The following is an 18535-nucleotide window of genomic DNA, read 5'->3' as shown; positions in this document are numbered from 1 at the left end:
GAATAATTGGCTAGTCAATTAAAACTGGTTAGACAGTCACTAATCCAAGGTTATCAATGAGCCGCGTTAGAATAAAAGTGTTCCAGCAAGTTTTTTAATAAACGAACAGACTGTACAATTAAATTCCCATTGCTATTGCAATTAATTTATACATTAAGTATACATACTTTAGTATCATAATGCCACAATCAGTCCATTAAATTTACAATAATTTGCAGAACTTCCTCAGTAATTATGGTTCAAATAATGGTAAGTCAATATTTTCAAAATTTTGCGGATACAAATCCGTCACAGTTATTCCTAATAAACGAATTCCCTGCGACAAGTCACCATAAGTTTGCCACAATTGCCAAGCAATTTGAAAAATCTGCTCTGCATCATGTAAATATTGGTCCTGCGATTGTCGCTTAGTTGTCGTGACAAACTCACTGTTGCGCATCTTCAAAACCAATACTCGACCATGCACTTGTTTCTGAGCTAATTCGCCGGCCACCATTTGACTAATTAAACGCAACTGTCGCTCAACCCGTTCTTCGGTTTGAATATCAGGATTATAGGTCCGCTCCTTACCAATTGATTGCCGTTCTCGCCGCTCTTGAACGCGACTATCATCAACGCCGCGAGCATGCTGATACATCACAAAACCCATTTTATTAAAGCGTCGAATCAAGGTCATTTGCGGAACTTTAATTAAATCACCGCCGGTATAAATATTCAACTCATGCAAGATCGCCTGCGTTTTTTTACCCACGCCAAAAAATTGTTCAATCGGCAAATCGTGCAAAAAAATCTGCGCTTGTTCTGGCCGAATAATTGTTCGGCCGACTGGTTTATTATGATCCGAGGCAACTTTTGCTAAAAATTTATTATAAGAGATGCCTAACGAACAAGTTAGATGCGTTTCTTTAAAAATTTGTTGTTGGATCCATTGTGCCAACTTAATCGTGTTGGTTTCGTGCTTTTTATTATGTGTCACGTCTAAAAAGGCTTCATCCAGCGAAATTGGCTCGATCATTTCCGTAACTTGGTGAAAGATCTGATGAACTTGCTGCGACACTTGGCGATAAAGGTCAAAATGAGGTGGCACAAAAACTAATTCTCTACTTGGAATCAATTTTAAGGCTTGTGCAGCCGGCATTGCTGAATGAACACCATAACGACGGGCAACATAATTAGCAGTTGTGACGACTCCATGTCCGTGATTTTTACGGGGGTCATGGGCAATGACAACGGCTTTATTTTTTAGTTCTGGATGTTCGCGAATTTCCACCGACGCATAAAAAGCATCCATATCCACATGAATAATCTTACGTTCAACATGATATTGCACCGGCACTTCCAACCATTCAGACAACTTCACCACCTCCTTTTCACTCGATAAACAAGTAAAGGAACCAGGCTAAAAACCTGATTCCTTTTACTTTGTGTCGTCACGAAACGAGAACCTAGTTTTGAGCGAGGCAATCGTCTCATTCACATTTAGTCCGACTATCAAACTAATCGAATGACATCGCTAAGTTAATCTCAAACCTAACCCAACATTTGTTTCACACTACTTACTTAACCCTGATAGATCCAATGACGGCCAGTCTTGGTTAGTAACTCGTCAGCAGCTTTGGGTCCCATAGTTCCTGATTGATAGTTAGGGAAATCTACAGTCGGTTCTTGCGCCCAGGCGGAGCGAATGGCGTCGACGAAGTGCCACGAGCCTGCCATACCTTCCCACTGCGCAAAGTTGCCCTGCTTGCCTAAGACAGCCTCTAAAAGCAAACGTTCATAAGCATCAGGCACTTGCTTTTGCTGGTCAGCATTTAGCAAGTATTGTGATTGATGAGGTTCAATTAAACTGCTTGTTCCAATTTCTTTACCATTCAACGTTAACTCGATCCCAGATTCCGGTTCTACCTGAATCGTCAACACAGGATTAACGGGTTGTTGTGCAGCAAATAATTGTGATGTGTCAGCCTTGAAAACCACGTCAATTCGTGTTTTTTTCGTGGGTAGACGTTTACCTGTCCGAACGTAAAATGGAACGCCTTGCCATTGTGGCAAGTTCAAATCAACTTCGCCAGCCACAAAAGTTTCAACAGTTGAAGTTGGCTCAATTTTGTCCTCATCGCGATATGCCACCTGCTTGCCAGCGATATCTTGACCATATTGACCACGCACAAACTTAGTCGCAACTTCTGCAGGCGTGTAAACAGGTAAGCTGGCGAAAACCTGACTTTTAGCTTGGTTAATCTCTTGATCCGCATATTTAGTCGGCCGTGGAAAAGCCAACATCGCGATAATTTGCATGATGTGGTTTTGGACCATATCCCGCAATGCACCAGCAGTTTCGTAATACCCGCCGCGCTCTTCCACACCTAGTGATTCCGCCAATGTAATCTGAATATTATCAATATAATCACGATTCCAAACGGCATCCAAGAACGGATTAGCAAACCGAATGAACGGAATATTTTGGACCATTTCTTTCCCTAAGTAATGATCGATTCGAAAGACTTGATCTTGATCAAACGTACCAACAATAGCGTTATTCAAAGCAAGCGCCGACTCGTAATCATGACCGAACGGCTTCTCAATAATCAATCGATTATAACCACCAGTACTTAACAACCGTTCAGAACGCAAATGGTCAGCAATTGTTCCAAATAATGCTGGCGCCATCGCCATATAAAACAGACGATTACCGTTGATTTGATACTTAGCATCTAATTCGTCAATTAAACGTTTTAGCGCCACGTAATGTGCTGAATCTTTAACATCGTGTGATTGATAATAGAAATGTTCAACAAAAGTCTCACGTTGCTCAACAGTGCCATCACTCAAATTTTCAAGAACGCCGGCACGGAAAAATTCATGTGACCAAGGTCGACGTGCAGTACCAATGACAGCAAAATGTTCGTTTAAAGAACCTTTTAAATAAAGTTGAAATAAAGCCGGATACAATTTACGGTGTGCTAAATCACCTGACCCACCAAAAATAACAAACAGCGTATTGTTCTCTTTAACCATTAGTTTTTGTTGACCTCTTCTAAACATATTTATACTTATATCATTTTACACTAAGTTTCCCCATTTTTTAAGCAATTAAACTTTGCATTTGTCAGTATGCTGTCGCAAATGTAAAGTGGCATGAGAATCAAATTATTGAACCTAAAAATTAAAGAAATACGCTTCGTATCTCTAAAAATATCTCAAAAAAATGTGCTGGTAATTGCTAATGTAAGCCATATTGAAATGGCAAAGCCTAGAACTGTGATGTTGTGGTTCTTCGTGCCTACGGAAAATGCGCTGGTGGAACGCTGCGAGCCTGGTTTGAGCCAAATCAAACCCAATTTGTCTCAAACTCAGGCTTTGTTGTAAGTGGTAAACCACTAACAACAATTCCGCGGCTGACCGCGATTTCCCTCCGGCACTGACAAAAGAGATGTAGTGGTATGATTTAACTGCAAATTTGTACTTCTAAAAATTAGAAGCGACCCAACCACTCGTCAACTCAGCGCTTGCACAAAGGTTGCCCTCTCGCTTGTTTAGTGGTGGAAAATAAATACCGCTCAGTAGTGACATTAATGTTGGCAATTTATTGCTTACATTAAGGCTCGTATTTGAGACGATTTGTCCTGCAATCGGCTCAAATCGACGCCCACTACGTTCCAGCGACAAGTATTTATTTTCCACCACGGCACCCGCATGCTTCACATGCAACCTTTGCGCAAACGCGGAGAACCACCACAAAACAGTTTTTGGATTGAACACGCTTGGCAAACAACGACAAAAAAATACTCCGAAAAAACCGGAGTATTTCTTTAATCACTGTTTATTTCTTGTCAAAGCTTGATTTTGTTCCTTCATATTCATCCAAGATGATTTGTTTCATATCAGCAATCAATGGCTCTTTAGGATTAGTAATCGTGCAGTTATCTTCGTAGGCTAATTCAGCTAAACGACCAGCGGCACTTGTTACTTGTTCCTTAGTAATACCTTGTGCTTTCAATGACATCTTAATGCCGACACTTTCAGCTAACTCAGTGACTGCCTTGATCAAAGCATCAACTAATTCTTCTGTTGTATTGCCTTTCAAGCCAACATAACGTGCGATTTCAGCATAATCTTCGTCAGCGCGGAAGTAATTGTACTTAGCCCAAATCTGGCGCTTAGCAGGAACTAATGAGTTATAACGAATAATATGTGGCATAGTAATCGTAATAACACGTCCGTGAGGTAAATGATACTCGCCGCCTAATTTATGAGCGATTGAGTGGTTGATGCCTAACAAAGCATTTGCAAAAGCCATACCGGCCATTGTTGAAGCATCATGCATATTAGCTCGTGCTTCTTTGTCGCCATCATAACTCTTCTTGATGTTGTCAAAGACTAACTTAGCAGCTTGTAAACTCAAGCCACGAGTATAATGTGAAGCCATTGTTGAAACAAAGCTTTCAATAGCGTGGCATAAAACATCCATACCAGAGTCAGCGACAACCGTCTTAGGGACAGTCTCGATAAATTGAGCATCAACGATGGCAACGTTTGGTGTCAAGGCATAGTCAGCCAAAGGATATTTGATACCAGTATCGCTATCAGTAATAACAGCAAATGGTGTTACTTCAGAACCAGTACCAGAAGTTGTTGGAATACATACTAATTTAACATCATCCATAGTTGGGAACTTGTAAGTCCGTTTACGGATATCCATGAATTTCTGCTTAGCACCCCAGAATGAAGCATCTGGATGTGAGTAGAATAACCACATACCCTTTGCTGCATCCATGACAGAACCACCACCGATGGCAATGACTGTATCAGGTTTAAAGGCGCGCATTGCTTCAGCACCTTTATAAACAGTGTTTGAAGAAGGATCTGATTCAACATCAACGAATGTTTGGAAGATAACTGGCTCTTGGCGGCGATTCAAAGTATCTTCTACTTTTTTGACATAGCCAAGCTTAGCCATACCTTGATCACCTACGATAAAAACCCGTTTCAAACCGTCCATTTTTTCAAGGTAGTTTACTGAATTCTTTTCAAAGTAGATTTTGGAAGGCAACTTTACCCATTGCATGTTGTTCCGACGCATTGCTACCGTTTTAATGTTTAATAAATCGAAGGCACCAACGTTATGTGATACTGAGTTATGTCCGTATGAACCACAACCTAATGTCAGTGAAGGAATCATGTTGTTGTAAAGATCACCAATACCACCGAAAGTAGATGGTTGGTTAACTAAGATACGTGATGCATGCATCTTAACACCGAACTCAATGCCTAAGTCTTCATCTGCGGTATGAATAGCGGCCGAGTGACCTTTACCACCTAATTCAAGCATTTCTTGGCAAAGTGCAAAACCATCTTCATGATTCTTAGCTTTTAACAAACCTAAAACTGGAGATAACTTCTCACGAGAAAGTGGATATTCATCACCGACACCATCGATTGGGGCAACGATTACGACTGTGTCAGCAGGAACTTTGATGTCAGCTTTTTCAGCAATTTCAGTGGCAGGATGACCAACAATCTTGTTGCTTGCTGAATGTTTCTCAGGATCGATAACGACTGGTGAGAGGCGTTTAACTTCGGCTTTATTTGCAACATAAGCATGTTGTGCCTTCAATTCAGCAACAACGTCATCGTAAATATCTTCATCAACGATAATTGCTTGTTCAGAAGCACAAACCATCCCGTTATCAAATGATTTAGAAAGTAAAACATCGTTAACGGCTTGTTTAATGTTAGCAGTCTTTTCAATATATGAAGGCACGTTACCAGGGCCAACGCCTAATGCTGGTTTACCAGTTGAATAAGCTGATTTAACCATGCCAGGGCCGCCAGTTGCAATAACTGAAGCAACGCCAGGATGATTCATCAAGGTCTGAGTTGCTTCAATACTTGGTGTTGCAACGTAAGCCAAGGCACCTTCTGGTAAACCTGCTTCTTCGGCAGCAACACGAAGACAATCTAGGGCAGCAGCAGAACTCTTTTGAGCAGCAGGATGGAAAGCAAAGATAATTGGGTTACGTGTCTTGATTGCGATCAACGCATTCATCATGGTTGTAGAAGTTGGGTTAGTTGTTGGCGTAACACCAGCTAAAACACCAAGAGGCTCTGCAATTTTAACTAATTTATGGTCTTCATCACGTTCGATAACACCAACCGTTTTATTGTTTTTAATTGAGTTCCAAATTTCTTCAGTAGCAAACATATTTTTAACAGCTTTATCTTCATAAACGCCACGGCCAGTTTCTTCAACAGCCATCTTAGCTAATTTCATATGGTCATTTAAGCCGGCAATTGCCATGTTGTGCACAATATGGTCGATTTTCTCTTGATCAAAGGTCTCTAAAATATCAAGCGCTTTATTTGCCTTTGCAACAAGTTCGTCAATCATTACGTCGACATCATTTTTCTTAGATTCAATTTTTGCCATGGGTGAATCCTCCTCAGAATTTCACAAATTAGTTATTCATTTCACAAGAACTATATTACCTTATTTCATTTAATTTGTAAAGGGTTTTCCGTGAATTCTTTCACCAATTTTTAAAATAATTTTCAAAAGCCTTAATTGGCAAGGAAATTCACCGCAAATATTTTGGAGAATAAAAAAAGAACAGGGATAAAAAATCCCAGTTCTCTTGATTTACACGGTCATGAAATGAACAGCTGACTTCAAACACCCGCATGATAATGTCTTGCTCGGTTAAAACTTGTTTGCGTAAAAGCCAGCAAACTCTATTCATTCTTCTCACTTACCCGATTGCCAAAAACGCAATTAGCTAAGTTTACTGATTATCTGAATCGTCTGCACTCTCTTCATGTGTATCAACCGTTGGTTCTTCTGAAACAGTTGTTTCTTCCTGAGTAGGTGCGACTGGTGTTGTGCCAACACCTGGCTTAACGTCACGAATAGCTGTCCGGTTGAAAGTTAATAAAATGCCATCTGCATCAATAACAACAGTACCATCGGCAGCATTGATCGTATCGATCACGCCATGAAGACCACCAATCGTCACAACGGCGTCACCCTTCTTCATGCCCTCAAGCATTGTTTGCCGTTGATTTTGTTGCTTCTTACCTGGACGAATCATTGTAAAGTACATCACAGCAAACATAATGGCAATAATAATTAAGAATGAAAAACTACCACCGGCCGGACTCGCAGTTGATGCTGCTAATAAAAGATTATTCAAAATTACACCTCGTTAATTTCATAGATTGTTAGTTATACTGTACCAAAGCAATTACTAAACTTCCAGTATCTACCCAAAAAAGTTACGTTTACAACGAAAAATCATTCTAAAGTACTACTACACCAAACCTAAAAATTACGCGCATTCGGTTTATTGAAGCCATAATTTTCGAAAAGTTCTGCTCTAAATTCAAGTAAATTATCATCCATAATTGCCTGACGAACTTGTTTCATCGTGTGCAACAAGAAATACAAATTATGATATGACGTTAGTCGCAAACCAAATGTTTCATCAGCTTTAATTAAATGACGAACATAAGCGCGACTAAAATTACGACAAGTATAGCAATCACAATTATCGTCAATCGGACCAAAATCATGAGCATATGCAGCATTTTTGACGACCAAACGACCATGTGAAGTCATACAGGTCCCGTTACGAGCAATCCGTGTTGGCAAAACACAATCAAACATATCAATGCCGCGAATAACACCGTCAATCAAAGAGTCTGGTGAGCCAACACCCATTAAATAGCGTGGTTTATGCTCAGGTAATAAGGGCGTAGTAAACTCAAGCATTTCATTCATTTCTGGTTTTGATTCACCAACAGACAATCCCCCGATCGAATAACCAGGAAAATCCATGGCTGTTAATTCGGCGGCACTTTGCTGGCGTAAATCTTTGAAGCCAGCGCCTTGAACAATCCCGAATAAACCCTGAGTACTAGGATTGCGATGAGCTTTAAGTCCCCGTTCGGCCCAGCGTGAGGTCCGTTCGATCGACTTCTTAACATAATCATGACTTTCGTAATATGGTGGACACTCATCAAAGCTCATCATGATGTCTGGCCCGAGATCATTCTCAATTCCAATCGCCTTTTCAGGAGACAAGAAAAGTTTCTCGCCACTAAGATGACTGCGGAAATGCACACCCTCTTCAGTAATATCACGGATCTTAGCCAATGAAAAAACTTGGAAGCCACCAGAATCAGTTAAAATACCCTTATCCCAATTCATAAACTTGTGCAAACCGCCAGCTTCTTTGACAATTTCTTGGCCTGGACGCAGCCATAGATGATAAGTATTCGCCAAAATCACACCGGCACCCATCTCGTCCAATTCTTCTGGTGCTAAAGACTTTACAGACGCTTGTGTGCCAACAGGCATAAACATTGGCGTCGGAAAAGTACCATGCGGCGTGATGAGTTCACCTAAACGTGCACCAGTATGTTTTTCTTTTTTGATCAAGTGATAACGGATCGGTTCTGTCATTTAATCATTCCTCTACTTAATAAACATTGCATCGCCAAAACTAAAGAAGCGATACTTCTCTTCAATAGCATGTTGATAAGCATTTAAAATATTTTCCCGACCAGTAAACGAAGCAACCAACATCACCAAAGTTGATTTTGGTAAATGAAAATTAGTAATGAAGGCATCAACGGCTTTCCATTCATAACCAGGCTTAATAAAGATATCGGTCCAACCACTATCTTCTTTTAATTCACCATTGAATTTGGTGGCGACTGTTTCCAAAGTTCGGATTGAAGTCGTTCCGGTTGCCACAATTCGGCCGCCGTTTTTGTGAACTTCATTTAATGTGTCGGCTGCTTCTTGGCTGAATTGGTAGAATTCACTGTGCATTTTATGATCTTCAATATTATCTTCCGTAACAGGGCGGAATGTTCCCAAACCAACATGGAGCGTTAAGTAGACTAATTTAACGCCCTTATCTTGAACTTTCTGCAATAATTCTTTCGTCCAGTGCAATCCAGCAGTTGGTGCAGCCGCAGACCCTAATTCTTTAGAGTAAACGGTTTGATAACGTTCAGGATCATCTAATTTTTCTTTGATATATGGTGGTAAAGGCATTTCACCTAACTTTTCCAAAATTTCTAGGAAAATACCATCGTAGTCGAATTTGATCATCCGGCCACCGTGTTCAAGTTCCTTCGTCACTGTGGCGGTTAACTCGCCATTGCCAAAAATAACCTTAGTGCCAACGCGAGCGTGACGCGCAGGCTTCATCAAAGTTTCCCATTCATCGCCTTGAGTGTTACGTAATAACAGTACTTCTTCATGACCATCAGTATCGGCTTTAATTCCGTAAATCCGTGCTGGCATAACCCGACTGTTGTTCATGACAACCGCATCACCAGGGTTTAATTGATCAATGATATCGTAGAAATGTTTGTCCGCCATCGCCCCTGTCAGATGATCTAAAACTAACATCCGTGACGTATCACGTTTTTCAATTGGCGTTTGGGCAATCAATTCGTGAGGCAAATCATAATCAAAATCTTCAGTTGTAAGCATTACTTTTCCTCTTTTATTAATTATTTTCTGGTAAGGTAATTCCTAAATGTTGATAAGCTTTCGGCGTCACCATGCGCCCCCGACTAGTTCGCTTCAAAAAACCATTCTGTAATAAGAATGGTTCATACATTGTTTCGACTGTTTCCACGTCTTCGCCAATATTAACGGCAATGGTCTTCAAACCAACCGGTCCACCATTATATAAATTAATCATCATGGTTAATAACCGCCGATCAACTTGATCTAAGCCAGAACGGTCAACTCGTAATTGGGTTAAGGCGGTTGATACTAATTCTTGGTCAATCACGTTTTGATGAGAGACCTCCGCAAAATCACGAATTCGTTTCAACAAACGATTGGCCACTCGTGGTGTTCCCCGCGCACGTAAGGCAACTTCTAAGGCTGCCTCTGGTGTAATTTTAGTTTGCAACACATCGGCAGATCTTAAGACAATCTCTTGTAAATCGTTAGCATCATAATAATTAAGCGATGCCAAAATACCAAAACGATCGCGTAACGGAGCGGATAATAAACCTGCTCGTGTCGTGGCCCCGATTAAAGTGAATGGCGGTAGTGGGAAGTGAACTGGATGCGCGGTTGGTCCTTGACCGACGATGATATCGACATAAAAATCTTCCATGGCCGAATATAAAGTTTCTTCAACTGCTCGCGGTAACCGATGAATTTCGTCAATAAACAGCACATCCCCGGCTTGCAATTCACTTAACACCGATAACAAATCACCAGCTTTTTCAATTGCTGGACCAGACGTCGTGCGAATATTAACACCTAATTCATTAGCAATCACAAAGGCCAGCGTGGTTTTACCTAAACCTGGCGGGCCAAAGAGTAAAGCATGATCCATTGCTTCTTGACGCTGCTTGGCTGCTTCAATATAAATCTTTAACTCGGTTTTAATTTTGCTTTGACCGATATACTCATTTAGATAATGTGGCCGCAGTGATTTTTCAATCGCATTTTCTGAATCATCTAGCGGTTCATCACCAATAATTCGTTCGTCGTCATGATTTTGATCTGTCATTTTGCACCTCCTCACCAGTTATCTTTAAATACGCGCTTAATCGTTTAGCGACTTAATAATTTTAACCCAGCTCGAACGTATTCGTCGGGTCCTTGCAAAGTTTGCGCTTTTAGCTTGTCTTTAATGCGTTCCAATTCCTTATTAGCATAACCTAAGGCAGCTAAGGCAGCCATCCCATCGGCAAAATCAGTATCCAGCTCTAATAAATCAGATTGTTCACTGGTATTCTTCTTCAAAACATCTTGATTGGTCACCGTCATTTTATCCTTCAGATCAAGAATAATTTGCTGCGCGGTTTTCTTACCGACGCCAGGGAACTTGGTCAAGAACTTCACATCACCGTTAACAATCGCTAGTCTTAACCCGTCTTTGTCATTAGCGGCTAAGATTGCCAGTGCACTCTTTGGCCCAATACCCGCCACACTTGTCAATTGATCAAACAAATTCTTCTCGGCTTCATCAGTAAAACCATACAGAACCTGTTCAGTATCACGAATAACTTGTTCCACATAAATTGTCGTCGATTGTCCTACGTGATAGGTATATGGATTGCCCACTAATAATTTATAACCAATATCATTGACTTCTAGAACTAAATACGTGGGTTTAACCACGGTGACAACGCCAATTAAATATTCGTACATGTCCAACCTCTTTCTTGAACCTAACAAAAATTTTAACACAAAACAACTGTTCGTGTGAACCGACTTTAGGTGCAGATTAATCAAGTCTAATTTAATCTACCAAAATTTGAACCACCTTATTTATTCACCATCCCAATGTTGATGCGGATCTTGAATTCGTTTAAACATTTTGCCTAGGTCCTGATCACTGAAATGAACTAAAACCGGTCGGCCATGCGGGCAATTAAAGGGATTTTCGGCTTGAGCCAAATCGATTAATAACTGTTTGGCTTGAGCAGGCTCTAAATGATGATTGGCCTTAATCGAACGTTTACAACTCATCATGATTGCCGTTTTTTCACGGAATTTAGTGACGGAGATATTGCCATCAGCTAAGAAATAATCAATCATTTCGGCAATCGTTGCTTCTTCTTGTCCCTCAACAAACCAAGTTGGATGTGTGTGAACGATGAAACTATTCTCCCCGAAAACTTCGAGATGAATACCCACATTGCCCAATAATGTTAAATGGGCTTTAATCCGCACAAAATCGGCGGCAGAATAATTTAAAACAATTGGAACTAACAAGTTCTGCTGATCTTGAGAAACTTTGCCAATCTCGACACGATAATATTCATATTTGACCCGTTCTTGGGCAGCGTGCTGATCAAGAATATAAAAGCCATCTGCACTTTCAGCAATTAAAAAAGTACCATGAACCTGGCCAACGTAATTTAAGTCAGGAAAACGTTGCGCCGGTGTTGGTGTTGTCGGTAATAATTCCGTTTCGTTCAACGGCTGTGTCTGTTTTGAAAAAGCTCGTGGCTGCGGATCTTGACGCACCCAATCATCCCAGCTTGCCAACTGATCTGGATCCTTGAAGATCGACTGATCTGTGTTGACTTGGGGAACTGGCTCCCATTTTGAATTGTTGGCGCTAGAAGGCACCTGATCCTTGTTAGCTGTGTTTTGACTCGACGACGCTTGAAAGGAAGTTGTCGCTTGGTCCGGCGCATTAAAATCAGCTTGATAATCTGGAAGCGTTTCTGCGATATCGTTGTGTTGTTGATATTGTTGACGTTGTGTCGCACTTGCTTGTTCCAAATCACTTTGCAATTGTTCTAAATCAACAGTAGTACGGTGACTTTGTAAGTTTTTTAGCGCATCTGGGATTAAATTCTCTTTACCTAAGGCGATCCGGACAAGCTGTGTTAATAATTTCATCAGTTCTGGCTCTTTACTCAAACGCACTTCTCGTTTCGTTGGGTGCACGTTGACATCAACTAATAAGGGATCCATTTTAATATTGATGACAGCAACTGGATAACGACCAACCATTAACTTCGATCCATAGCCTTCAATCAACGCCTTATTCAACTGGAAGTTCTTAATATAACGACCATTAATTAGAAATGATAAATAATTCTTACTGGCCCGAGTAACAGCTGGTCGCGATACATAACCATTTATTTCGAAATCTAAGTCAGAACCATTGATTGATAATAATTCCCGCGCCACACCCAAGCCATAAATTCCCGCGATTGTTTGTTGCAACTTACCATTACCAGCAGTGGTTAACATTTGATTGCCGTCATTGACTAAGGTAAACGCAATTCCTGGATAACTTAAGGCAATTCGGTTCACAATATCGGCAATATGTGACAATTCCGTCGAAACAGACTTCAAATACTTCAATCGTGCTGGCGTATTGTAGAATAAATCCCGCACGGTTAAAGTGGTGCCTTGAGGATGACCAGCAAGATGAATTTCCGATTCGTCAGGTGAAATCAGCATTTCCCGACCACTGGCTGGTTCACCAGTACTGGTCTTCAAGGTGACATGAGCAACGGCCGCAATACTGGCTAAGGCCTCACCACGAAAACCTAACGAATGAACACGAAACAAATCCTCACGAGAAGCAATTTTACTCGTTGTGTGCCGCAGAAAAGCAATTTCCAAATCGTCTGGGGCGAAACCAGAACCATTATCAATGACTTGAATTTCAGTCAAGCCAGAATCTTTGAGGAAAACTTGAATTTTCGTCGCACCAGCGTCAACGGCATTTTCTACCAACTCTTTCACAACGGAGGCAGGCCGCTCAATCACTTCTCCGGCTGCAATCTGGTTACTTAACAGTTCTGATAATTGATGAATTTTTCCCACTGATCACTCTCTGCCTCTCTATTGCTTGATTGTTTGCCTGTTTACTTGAAAAATAATGACGAAACTGGAACAAAATCTTGGTTCTTGGTGATTCTTAATGGAGGAATGATTTGAAACGTGCTGCGAAAGTCTGACAACTCCGCTTAAGCCAGCAATGAATAAGTTCAAAGAACGAACTTTTTCATTGCTTTCTTAATGCTCATTGTCAACCCGACTTTCTCCGCACTCTGATCTGAAACGTGCTCAAAGCAACTGATTGCTATGTCTAACTAGAAATCCCATCTGGGTTAACACCCTGCTGTGCTTTCTAGTTAGAGCTCCGCAATCAATCCTGTTGCTTTTCGCACTCTATTTCTTTTTGCCATTGGTTGATTAAATTTATGGCGTCGATTGGTGTGATTTGCATTAGATTTGTATTTTTAATCTCGGCGAGTAACTTTTTCGTTTCTGGTGCGGGTTCTGTTACTGGCTTAGGTTGTTGTGTTGGGTGTGTTTCTGGTTCTTCGGCAATTCTAAACAACGGTAATTGTTCGGCTGTTGGTAAATCGTTGACTAGATCGCTGCCTTCAGCTTCCAATACTTCCAGTACTTGTGCAGCATGCTGGGTCACATCATTGGGCAACCCGGCTAATTTGGCCACATGAATGCCATAAGACTTATCCGCAGATCCAGGCAAGACTTGATGTAAGAAAATTAATTTGCCATGCTCTTCAGTGGCACCGACATGCACATTACGTAATTTAGGTAAGCGGTCTGCTAATTGCGTTAATTCATGATAATGAGTCGAAAACAAAGTCTTAGCACCAAGATGATCATGAATATACTCAATAATTGCATCGGCTAAAGCAATGCCATCATAGGTGGCAGTTCCGCGGCCTAATTCATCAAACAACAGCAAACTATGACGCGTGCCATGAAGCAGTGCATCATTGGCCTCTTTCATTTCTACCATGAAGGTACTTTCACCAGATATCAAATCATCAGCCGCGCCAATTCGCGTAAAAATTTGATCAAAAATTGGTAACTTGGCGTGATCCGCCGGCACGAAACAACCAACTTGCGCCATGATGACAATTAAACCCAATTGTCGCATATAAGTACTTTTGCCTGACATATTTGGCCCGGTGATTAGCAAAATATCGGTTCCCTTATTCATCTTAACTGAATTAGGGATAAACTCATTCGCTGCTAAAACTTGTTCAACCACCGGATGACGACCATTGACAATCTCCACATCTTGACTGCGGGTAGATAATTCTGGTCGTACGTAGCGATTATTCTCACTGACAACCGCAAAGCCTTGCAAAACGTCTAAGGCGGCAATTTGTTTAGCTAATGCTTGAATGCGTTCAGTTTGCGCTTTAATTTGATCACGAACATTCACAAAAAGTTGGTATTCTAATTCTGTTGATTTTTCTTTGGCCTGTAAAATTAGTGCTTCATGATCCTTTAATTCTGGCGTAATGTAACGTTCAGCATTGGTTAACGTCTGTTTACGCTGGTAGCGATCAGTGGGCACATTATTTTTGTTGGCATTGGTAACTTCGATATAGTATCCGAAAACACGAGTATAACCAACTTTTAACGTGGAAATACCCGTTCTCTTGCGCTCATCTGCTTCCAACTGCACGAGGAAATTCTGACCATTGTTAACGGCATCACGATAATCATCAAGCTGTTGATTAAAACCAGCCTTGATGATATTACCGTCTGTCGTCGAGATTGGTGCGTCCTCGCTAATGGCCCGCTGAATTAAATCACGAATATCAGCAAGGTCATCCAACTCAATGCCTAGTTTTTGCAACGTTGGTTCTGGTAATTGTTGTAAAACATCTTTAATCAGCGGAATTTGGTTGAGTGAATTATCCAATTGAATCAGATCTCGACCATTAGCACTGCCAAAAGCAATTCGACCAGCTAGGCGCTCCAAATCATAAACTTTTTGTAAGGCTTGCTGCAAGGTCGCCCGTTCAAAATAATGATCAATCAATGTCGCCACAATTTCTTGCCGTTGTTTTAATAACTTGGCATTTAACAAGGGGCGATTCAGCCATTGCTTCAGTAAGCGTCCCCCCATCGCCGTTTTGGTTTTATCCAGCAACCATAACAACGTGCCTTCGCGTTTACTTGTGCGCAACGATTCAAATAATTCCAAATTAGCTTTAGCACTATGATTCATTCGCAAGTACTGATCAATTTCGTAGGATTCCGCTTGTTGCAAATGACTAAGTGTCCGCTTTTGTGTTTCTAATAAATAACTGATTAGAATTTTTAACGCGGCAATCTCACCTTGCTTGGTGATCTTTTGATTCACAAAATGAAACTCACTAGAATCTTGCAATGTTTTATCTCGAGAGATCATCAACCCTAGCGATTGTAACTGTTGGCGCTCTTCGGTTGAAATATTGTCATCAACGACAACTTCTTTTGTGCTCAAGTTTAATAACTCGTTGATCACTTCGTTAAAGGTGTGCAAAGTCGTCGTGCGCACTTCGCCCGTCGTTAAATCGGAATAAGCCAAGCCATAAAGCATGTTGGTTAAAGTTAAGGCAGTCAAATAGTTATTTTGTTTAGCTGTGCTCGCATTTTGATCCATCATCGTTCCCGGTGTGATCAATTGAATGACTTCACGTTTAACCATGCCTTGCGCCAATTTAGGATCTTCGACTTGCTCACAAATGGCAACTTTGTAACCTTTATCAATTAGAATATCAATATAATTTTGGGCAGCATGATGGGGCACACCGCACATTGGAATGGGATCTTTAGCACTTTTATTCCGCGCCGTTAAGGTTAATTCTAATAATTGGGAACCTTTAATAGCATCGTCATCAAATAATTCATAAAAATCGCCAATCCGATAAAACAAAAAAGCATCCTGGTAATCTTTTTTGATCGCCCAGTATTGCTGCATCATTGGTGTATCTTTGGTTGTTTGTGGCATATTGTAACGACTCCTACTCTAAAAACGGATGATCAGGATTAATTTGAATTAATTCGATTTTGCGGGCAGCATTGCGTTGTGTTGAAAAATCAATGACACAACCATTAAGTTGACCGCGACCAGTCAATGGTGTCTCAAAACGAACTGGACGATGATTCAAGAAACGCTCAATAACTTTTTCTTTGCGCATCCCGAGAATTTCATCGTAAGGACCGGTCATACCGACATCAGTTAAATAAGCGGTGCCTTGAGGTAAAATCTTAGCATCGTTCGTTTGAACATGGGTATGTGTGCCCACAACGGCTGTTACTCGACCATCGACATAATAACTCATTGCTTCTTTTTCGCTAGTGGTTTCGGCATGAAAATCTAAAAAGATATAATCACACTTGCTCTGAATTTCGGCCAAAATTTCGTCAACTTTCGCGAAAGGATCATCAATACTATCAAGAAAAACGCGTCCTTGCAAATTAATCACACCTACTGTCGTTTGATTAACTTTAGTGAGAACATAACCTTTACCCGGTGTGTGTTGGGCAGGATAGTTAGCCGGACGAATCAATTTATTAGCGTCATCAATGAATTCATAGATATCATCTTTGTCAAAGGTATGATTGCCCATCGTCACGACATCTGCACCAGCCGTCAAAATCGCCTTATACAGCGACTTCGTGATGCCTTTACCCATGGCAATATTTTCACCATTAACAATCGTTAATTGCGGACGATACTTGGCCTTTAATTTTGGCAAATAAGTTGCTAATGTTTCTTGACCAATTGGCCCCATGACGTCTCCGATAAAAATAACTCGCATAATCTACCCCTTTTCATTTAGTCATATTTTAGCATAAATTAGGTTATATTTCAGTAGTACCGCTGTTTCATAGCTATCAAATCAAATGATGACGATACCACTTCTGGCCACGAAAACGAATGAGAAAAATAAGCCCACGCAATCCCCATTCAACTGTCCAAATAATGTAAATACCATTCAATCCGAAATGCAGCACAATTCCAAAAATATAACCCAGACCAACGCGCACGATCCACATCGTGAGTAAAGAAATCGTCGTTGTAAATTTAGCGTCACCCGCTGCCCGTAATGCCGATGGTAAAATAAAACTAAGACTCCACACCAAGAAATGACCAACACAAAAAATTAGATAAATTTGAAAAATCTGCGGTTTAATTGCTGCCGACGGATTAAACAAAGCTAATCCAGGCTTATAAACGGGAATTAACAAGAGATGCGAGATGATCAACGCCAAATAACCACCAACTACAAAGGAACGCGCGATTTTACGAGCGTCAGCAATATTCCGCCGACCAACACATTGACCAACAATGGGAACTAGTGCAGTTTGCAAAGCCGCGGGAATAATTTCTGGCAATTGTGACCACGACATGGCAATAGCACTGGCGGCGATTGCTTGCGTCCCTAAACTAACAATCATCATCTGCATAATAATTTTGCCGCCGTTAAAGAAGAATGACTCTGCAGCGAAAGGAATACAAACAATCACAACGCGTTTGACCATTCGAAAGTCAATCCGTTTCATCAACGACCACTTCAACGATAACAATTCACGGTGACTGTATAACATTAATACAGCTGCACCTGCTGCTAACCAGCGTGATAGATTTAATGAGATGACTAAACCCAACACACCCATCTTAAGAAAATTAATAAAAATAAAATTGAAAATTAGATTTAAAACATTCATCGTCAATGATAATTGTAGTGAATTTTTAGTACGACCGATCCCGCGCAGACTACCATTTGTCCCTTCAACCGTTGCTTCGAAGGGATAACTAAGCAACACACCGACCATATACAGTTGAGCGTTTTTCATCACGATTGCTTCGGCATCACCAAAAAGTAACTTCAGAATAACTTGATGGCCGATCAAGAAGATGATAGCTAAACTAGTCGCAACTAAAATTGCCCCATAAAACGTTCCATTAACGACTTTACCAATCATACGATATTCTTTACGACCAAAATATTGCGAAATCAAGACCGTTCCGCCAAGACCGACCGCCACAAAAATTTGAATGAGAAAAATATTAATACTACCAACCATATTCACCGCACTTATTGCTGCTTCCCCAGATGAACTAATCATGGCCGTATTAATAAAGTTAAAAGCAATCAGGAAGAACTGATCAAAAACCACTGGCACTAACAAGGACAATACAAAGCGGTAATCAAAGCCTTCACCTGATAAATAATGATTTAAAAACTTTTTCATCGTCAA

Annotated in this window: 14 protein-coding genes; 1 reads left to right on the top strand and 13 read right to left on the bottom strand. The window is 40.8% G+C overall.

The genetic code is table 11. The features are described 5' to 3' along the window. Positions 1–232: 232 nt before the first annotated feature. Both dinB and zwf read right to left on the bottom strand, forming a co-directional pair. A complete protein-coding gene (gene dinB / locus EKM65_RS05595) occupies positions 233–1354 on the bottom strand; it encodes a DNA polymerase IV (protein WP_125606485.1) in 1122 nt (373 codons plus the stop codon). A gap of 206 nt (positions 1355–1560) precedes the next feature. Next, positions 1561–3018: a glucose-6-phosphate dehydrogenase gene (zwf, locus tag EKM65_RS05590; RefSeq protein WP_125606483.1), complete on the bottom strand. Its 1458-nt coding sequence runs from the start codon at positions 3016–3018 to the stop codon at positions 1561–1563. Between the two features lie 135 nt (positions 3019–3153). On the opposite strand from zwf, the gene EKM65_RS05585 reads away from it, so the two are divergent. Then, positions 3154–3369, top strand: a complete 216-nt coding sequence (locus EKM65_RS05585) for a hypothetical protein (protein ID WP_125606481.1) — start codon at positions 3154–3156, stop codon at positions 3367–3369. A gap of 99 nt (positions 3370–3468) precedes the next feature. Here the strand turns inward: EKM65_RS05585 and EKM65_RS05580 are convergent, their stop codons facing one another. The 11 genes from EKM65_RS05580 to EKM65_RS05530 all read right to left on the bottom strand — a co-directional run bounded on the left by EKM65_RS05580 (position 3469) and on the right by EKM65_RS05530 (position 18529). After that, the gene (locus EKM65_RS05580) at positions 3469–3684 is read right to left on the bottom strand and encodes a hypothetical protein (protein WP_125606479.1); all 216 of its coding nucleotides are present in this window, start codon (positions 3682–3684) and stop codon (positions 3469–3471) included. 139 nt (positions 3685–3823) lie between these two features. Further along, a complete protein-coding gene (gene adhE, locus EKM65_RS05575) occupies positions 3824–6430 on the bottom strand; it encodes a bifunctional acetaldehyde-CoA/alcohol dehydrogenase (RefSeq protein WP_125606477.1) in 2607 nt (868 codons plus the stop codon). A gap of 352 nt (positions 6431–6782) precedes the next feature. Continuing rightward, positions 6783–7190 (bottom strand): preprotein translocase subunit YajC, encoded by a 408-nt coding sequence (yajC, locus tag EKM65_RS05570; protein WP_225420413.1) that lies wholly within the window; start codon positions 7188–7190, stop codon positions 6783–6785. 128 nt (positions 7191–7318) lie between these two features. After that, complete coding sequence (tgt, locus tag EKM65_RS05565) at positions 7319–8461, bottom strand: tRNA guanosine(34) transglycosylase Tgt (RefSeq protein WP_125606476.1); 1143 nt, start codon at positions 8459–8461, stop codon at positions 7319–7321. 12 nt (positions 8462–8473) lie between these two features. Then, on the bottom strand, positions 8474–9505 hold the full coding sequence (gene queA / locus EKM65_RS05560) for a tRNA preQ1(34) S-adenosylmethionine ribosyltransferase-isomerase QueA (protein ID WP_125606474.1): 1032 nt from the start codon (positions 9503–9505) through the stop codon (positions 8474–8476). A gap of 16 nt (positions 9506–9521) precedes the next feature. Further along, a complete protein-coding gene (gene ruvB / locus EKM65_RS05555; RefSeq protein WP_125606472.1) occupies positions 9522–10547 on the bottom strand; it encodes a Holliday junction branch migration DNA helicase RuvB in 1026 nt (341 codons plus the stop codon). Positions 10548–10591: 44 nt separating this feature from the next. Continuing rightward, entirely contained in the window at positions 10592–11191 is a 600-nt protein-coding gene (gene ruvA / locus EKM65_RS05550; protein ID WP_125606470.1) for a Holliday junction branch migration protein RuvA, read from the bottom strand. 120 nt (positions 11192–11311) lie between these two features. Further along, positions 11312–13333, bottom strand: a complete 2022-nt coding sequence (gene mutL, locus EKM65_RS05545; RefSeq protein WP_125606468.1) for a DNA mismatch repair endonuclease MutL — start codon at positions 13331–13333, stop codon at positions 11312–11314. A 325-nt stretch (positions 13334–13658) separates the two neighbouring features. Further along, positions 13659–16277: a DNA mismatch repair protein MutS gene (gene mutS / locus EKM65_RS05540; protein WP_125606466.1), complete on the bottom strand. Its 2619-nt coding sequence runs from the start codon at positions 16275–16277 to the stop codon at positions 13659–13661. 13 nt (positions 16278–16290) lie between these two features. Next, positions 16291–17091, bottom strand: coding sequence for a TIGR00282 family metallophosphoesterase (locus EKM65_RS05535; RefSeq protein ID WP_125606464.1), 801 nt, complete (start codon positions 17089–17091; stop codon positions 16291–16293). Between the two features lie 76 nt (positions 17092–17167). Continuing rightward, complete coding sequence (locus EKM65_RS05530) at positions 17168–18529, bottom strand: MATE family efflux transporter (RefSeq protein WP_125606462.1); 1362 nt, start codon at positions 18527–18529, stop codon at positions 17168–17170. Between the last annotated feature and the right edge of the window lie 6 nt (positions 18530–18535).

Origin of the sequence: Lapidilactobacillus bayanensis (genome assembly GCF_003946695.1) — a bacterium.
GTDB lineage: Bacteria > Bacillota > Bacilli > Lactobacillales > Lactobacillaceae > Lapidilactobacillus > Lapidilactobacillus bayanensis.
The sequence above is the reverse complement of the archived record's forward strand: the minus strand, read 5'-3'. Positions and strand labels throughout refer to the sequence as shown.

What these genes read in the sequence shown, in the direction of transcription:
- zwf (WP_125606483.1), bottom strand. Translation starts at nt 3,018, where the DNA reads ATGGTTAAAGAGAACAATACGCTGTTTGTTATTTTTGGTGGGTCAGGT.
- adhE (WP_125606477.1), bottom strand. Translation starts at nt 6,430, where the DNA reads ATGGCAAAAATTGAATCTAAGAAAAATGATGTCGACGTAATGATTGAC.
- tgt (WP_125606476.1), bottom strand. Translation starts at nt 8,461, where the DNA reads ATGACAGAACCGATCCGTTATCACTTGATCAAAAAAGAAAAACATACT.
- queA (WP_125606474.1), bottom strand. Translation starts at nt 9,505, where the DNA reads ATGCTTACAACTGAAGATTTTGATTATGATTTGCCTCACGAATTGATT.
- ruvB (WP_125606472.1), bottom strand. Translation starts at nt 10,547, where the DNA reads ATGACAGATCAAAATCATGACGACGAACGAATTATTGGTGATGAACCG.
- ruvA (WP_125606470.1), bottom strand. Translation starts at nt 11,191, where the DNA reads ATGTACGAATATTTAATTGGCGTTGTCACCGTGGTTAAACCCACGTAT.
- mutS (WP_125606466.1), bottom strand. Translation starts at nt 16,277, where the DNA reads ATGCCACAAACAACCAAAGATACACCAATGATGCAGCAATACTGGGCG.
- EKM65_RS05535 (WP_125606464.1), bottom strand. Translation starts at nt 17,091, where the DNA reads ATGCGAGTTATTTTTATCGGAGACGTCATGGGGCCAATTGGTCAAGAA.
- EKM65_RS05530 (WP_125606462.1), bottom strand. Translation starts at nt 18,529, where the DNA reads ATGAAAAAGTTTTTAAATCATTATTTATCAGGTGAAGGCTTTGATTAC.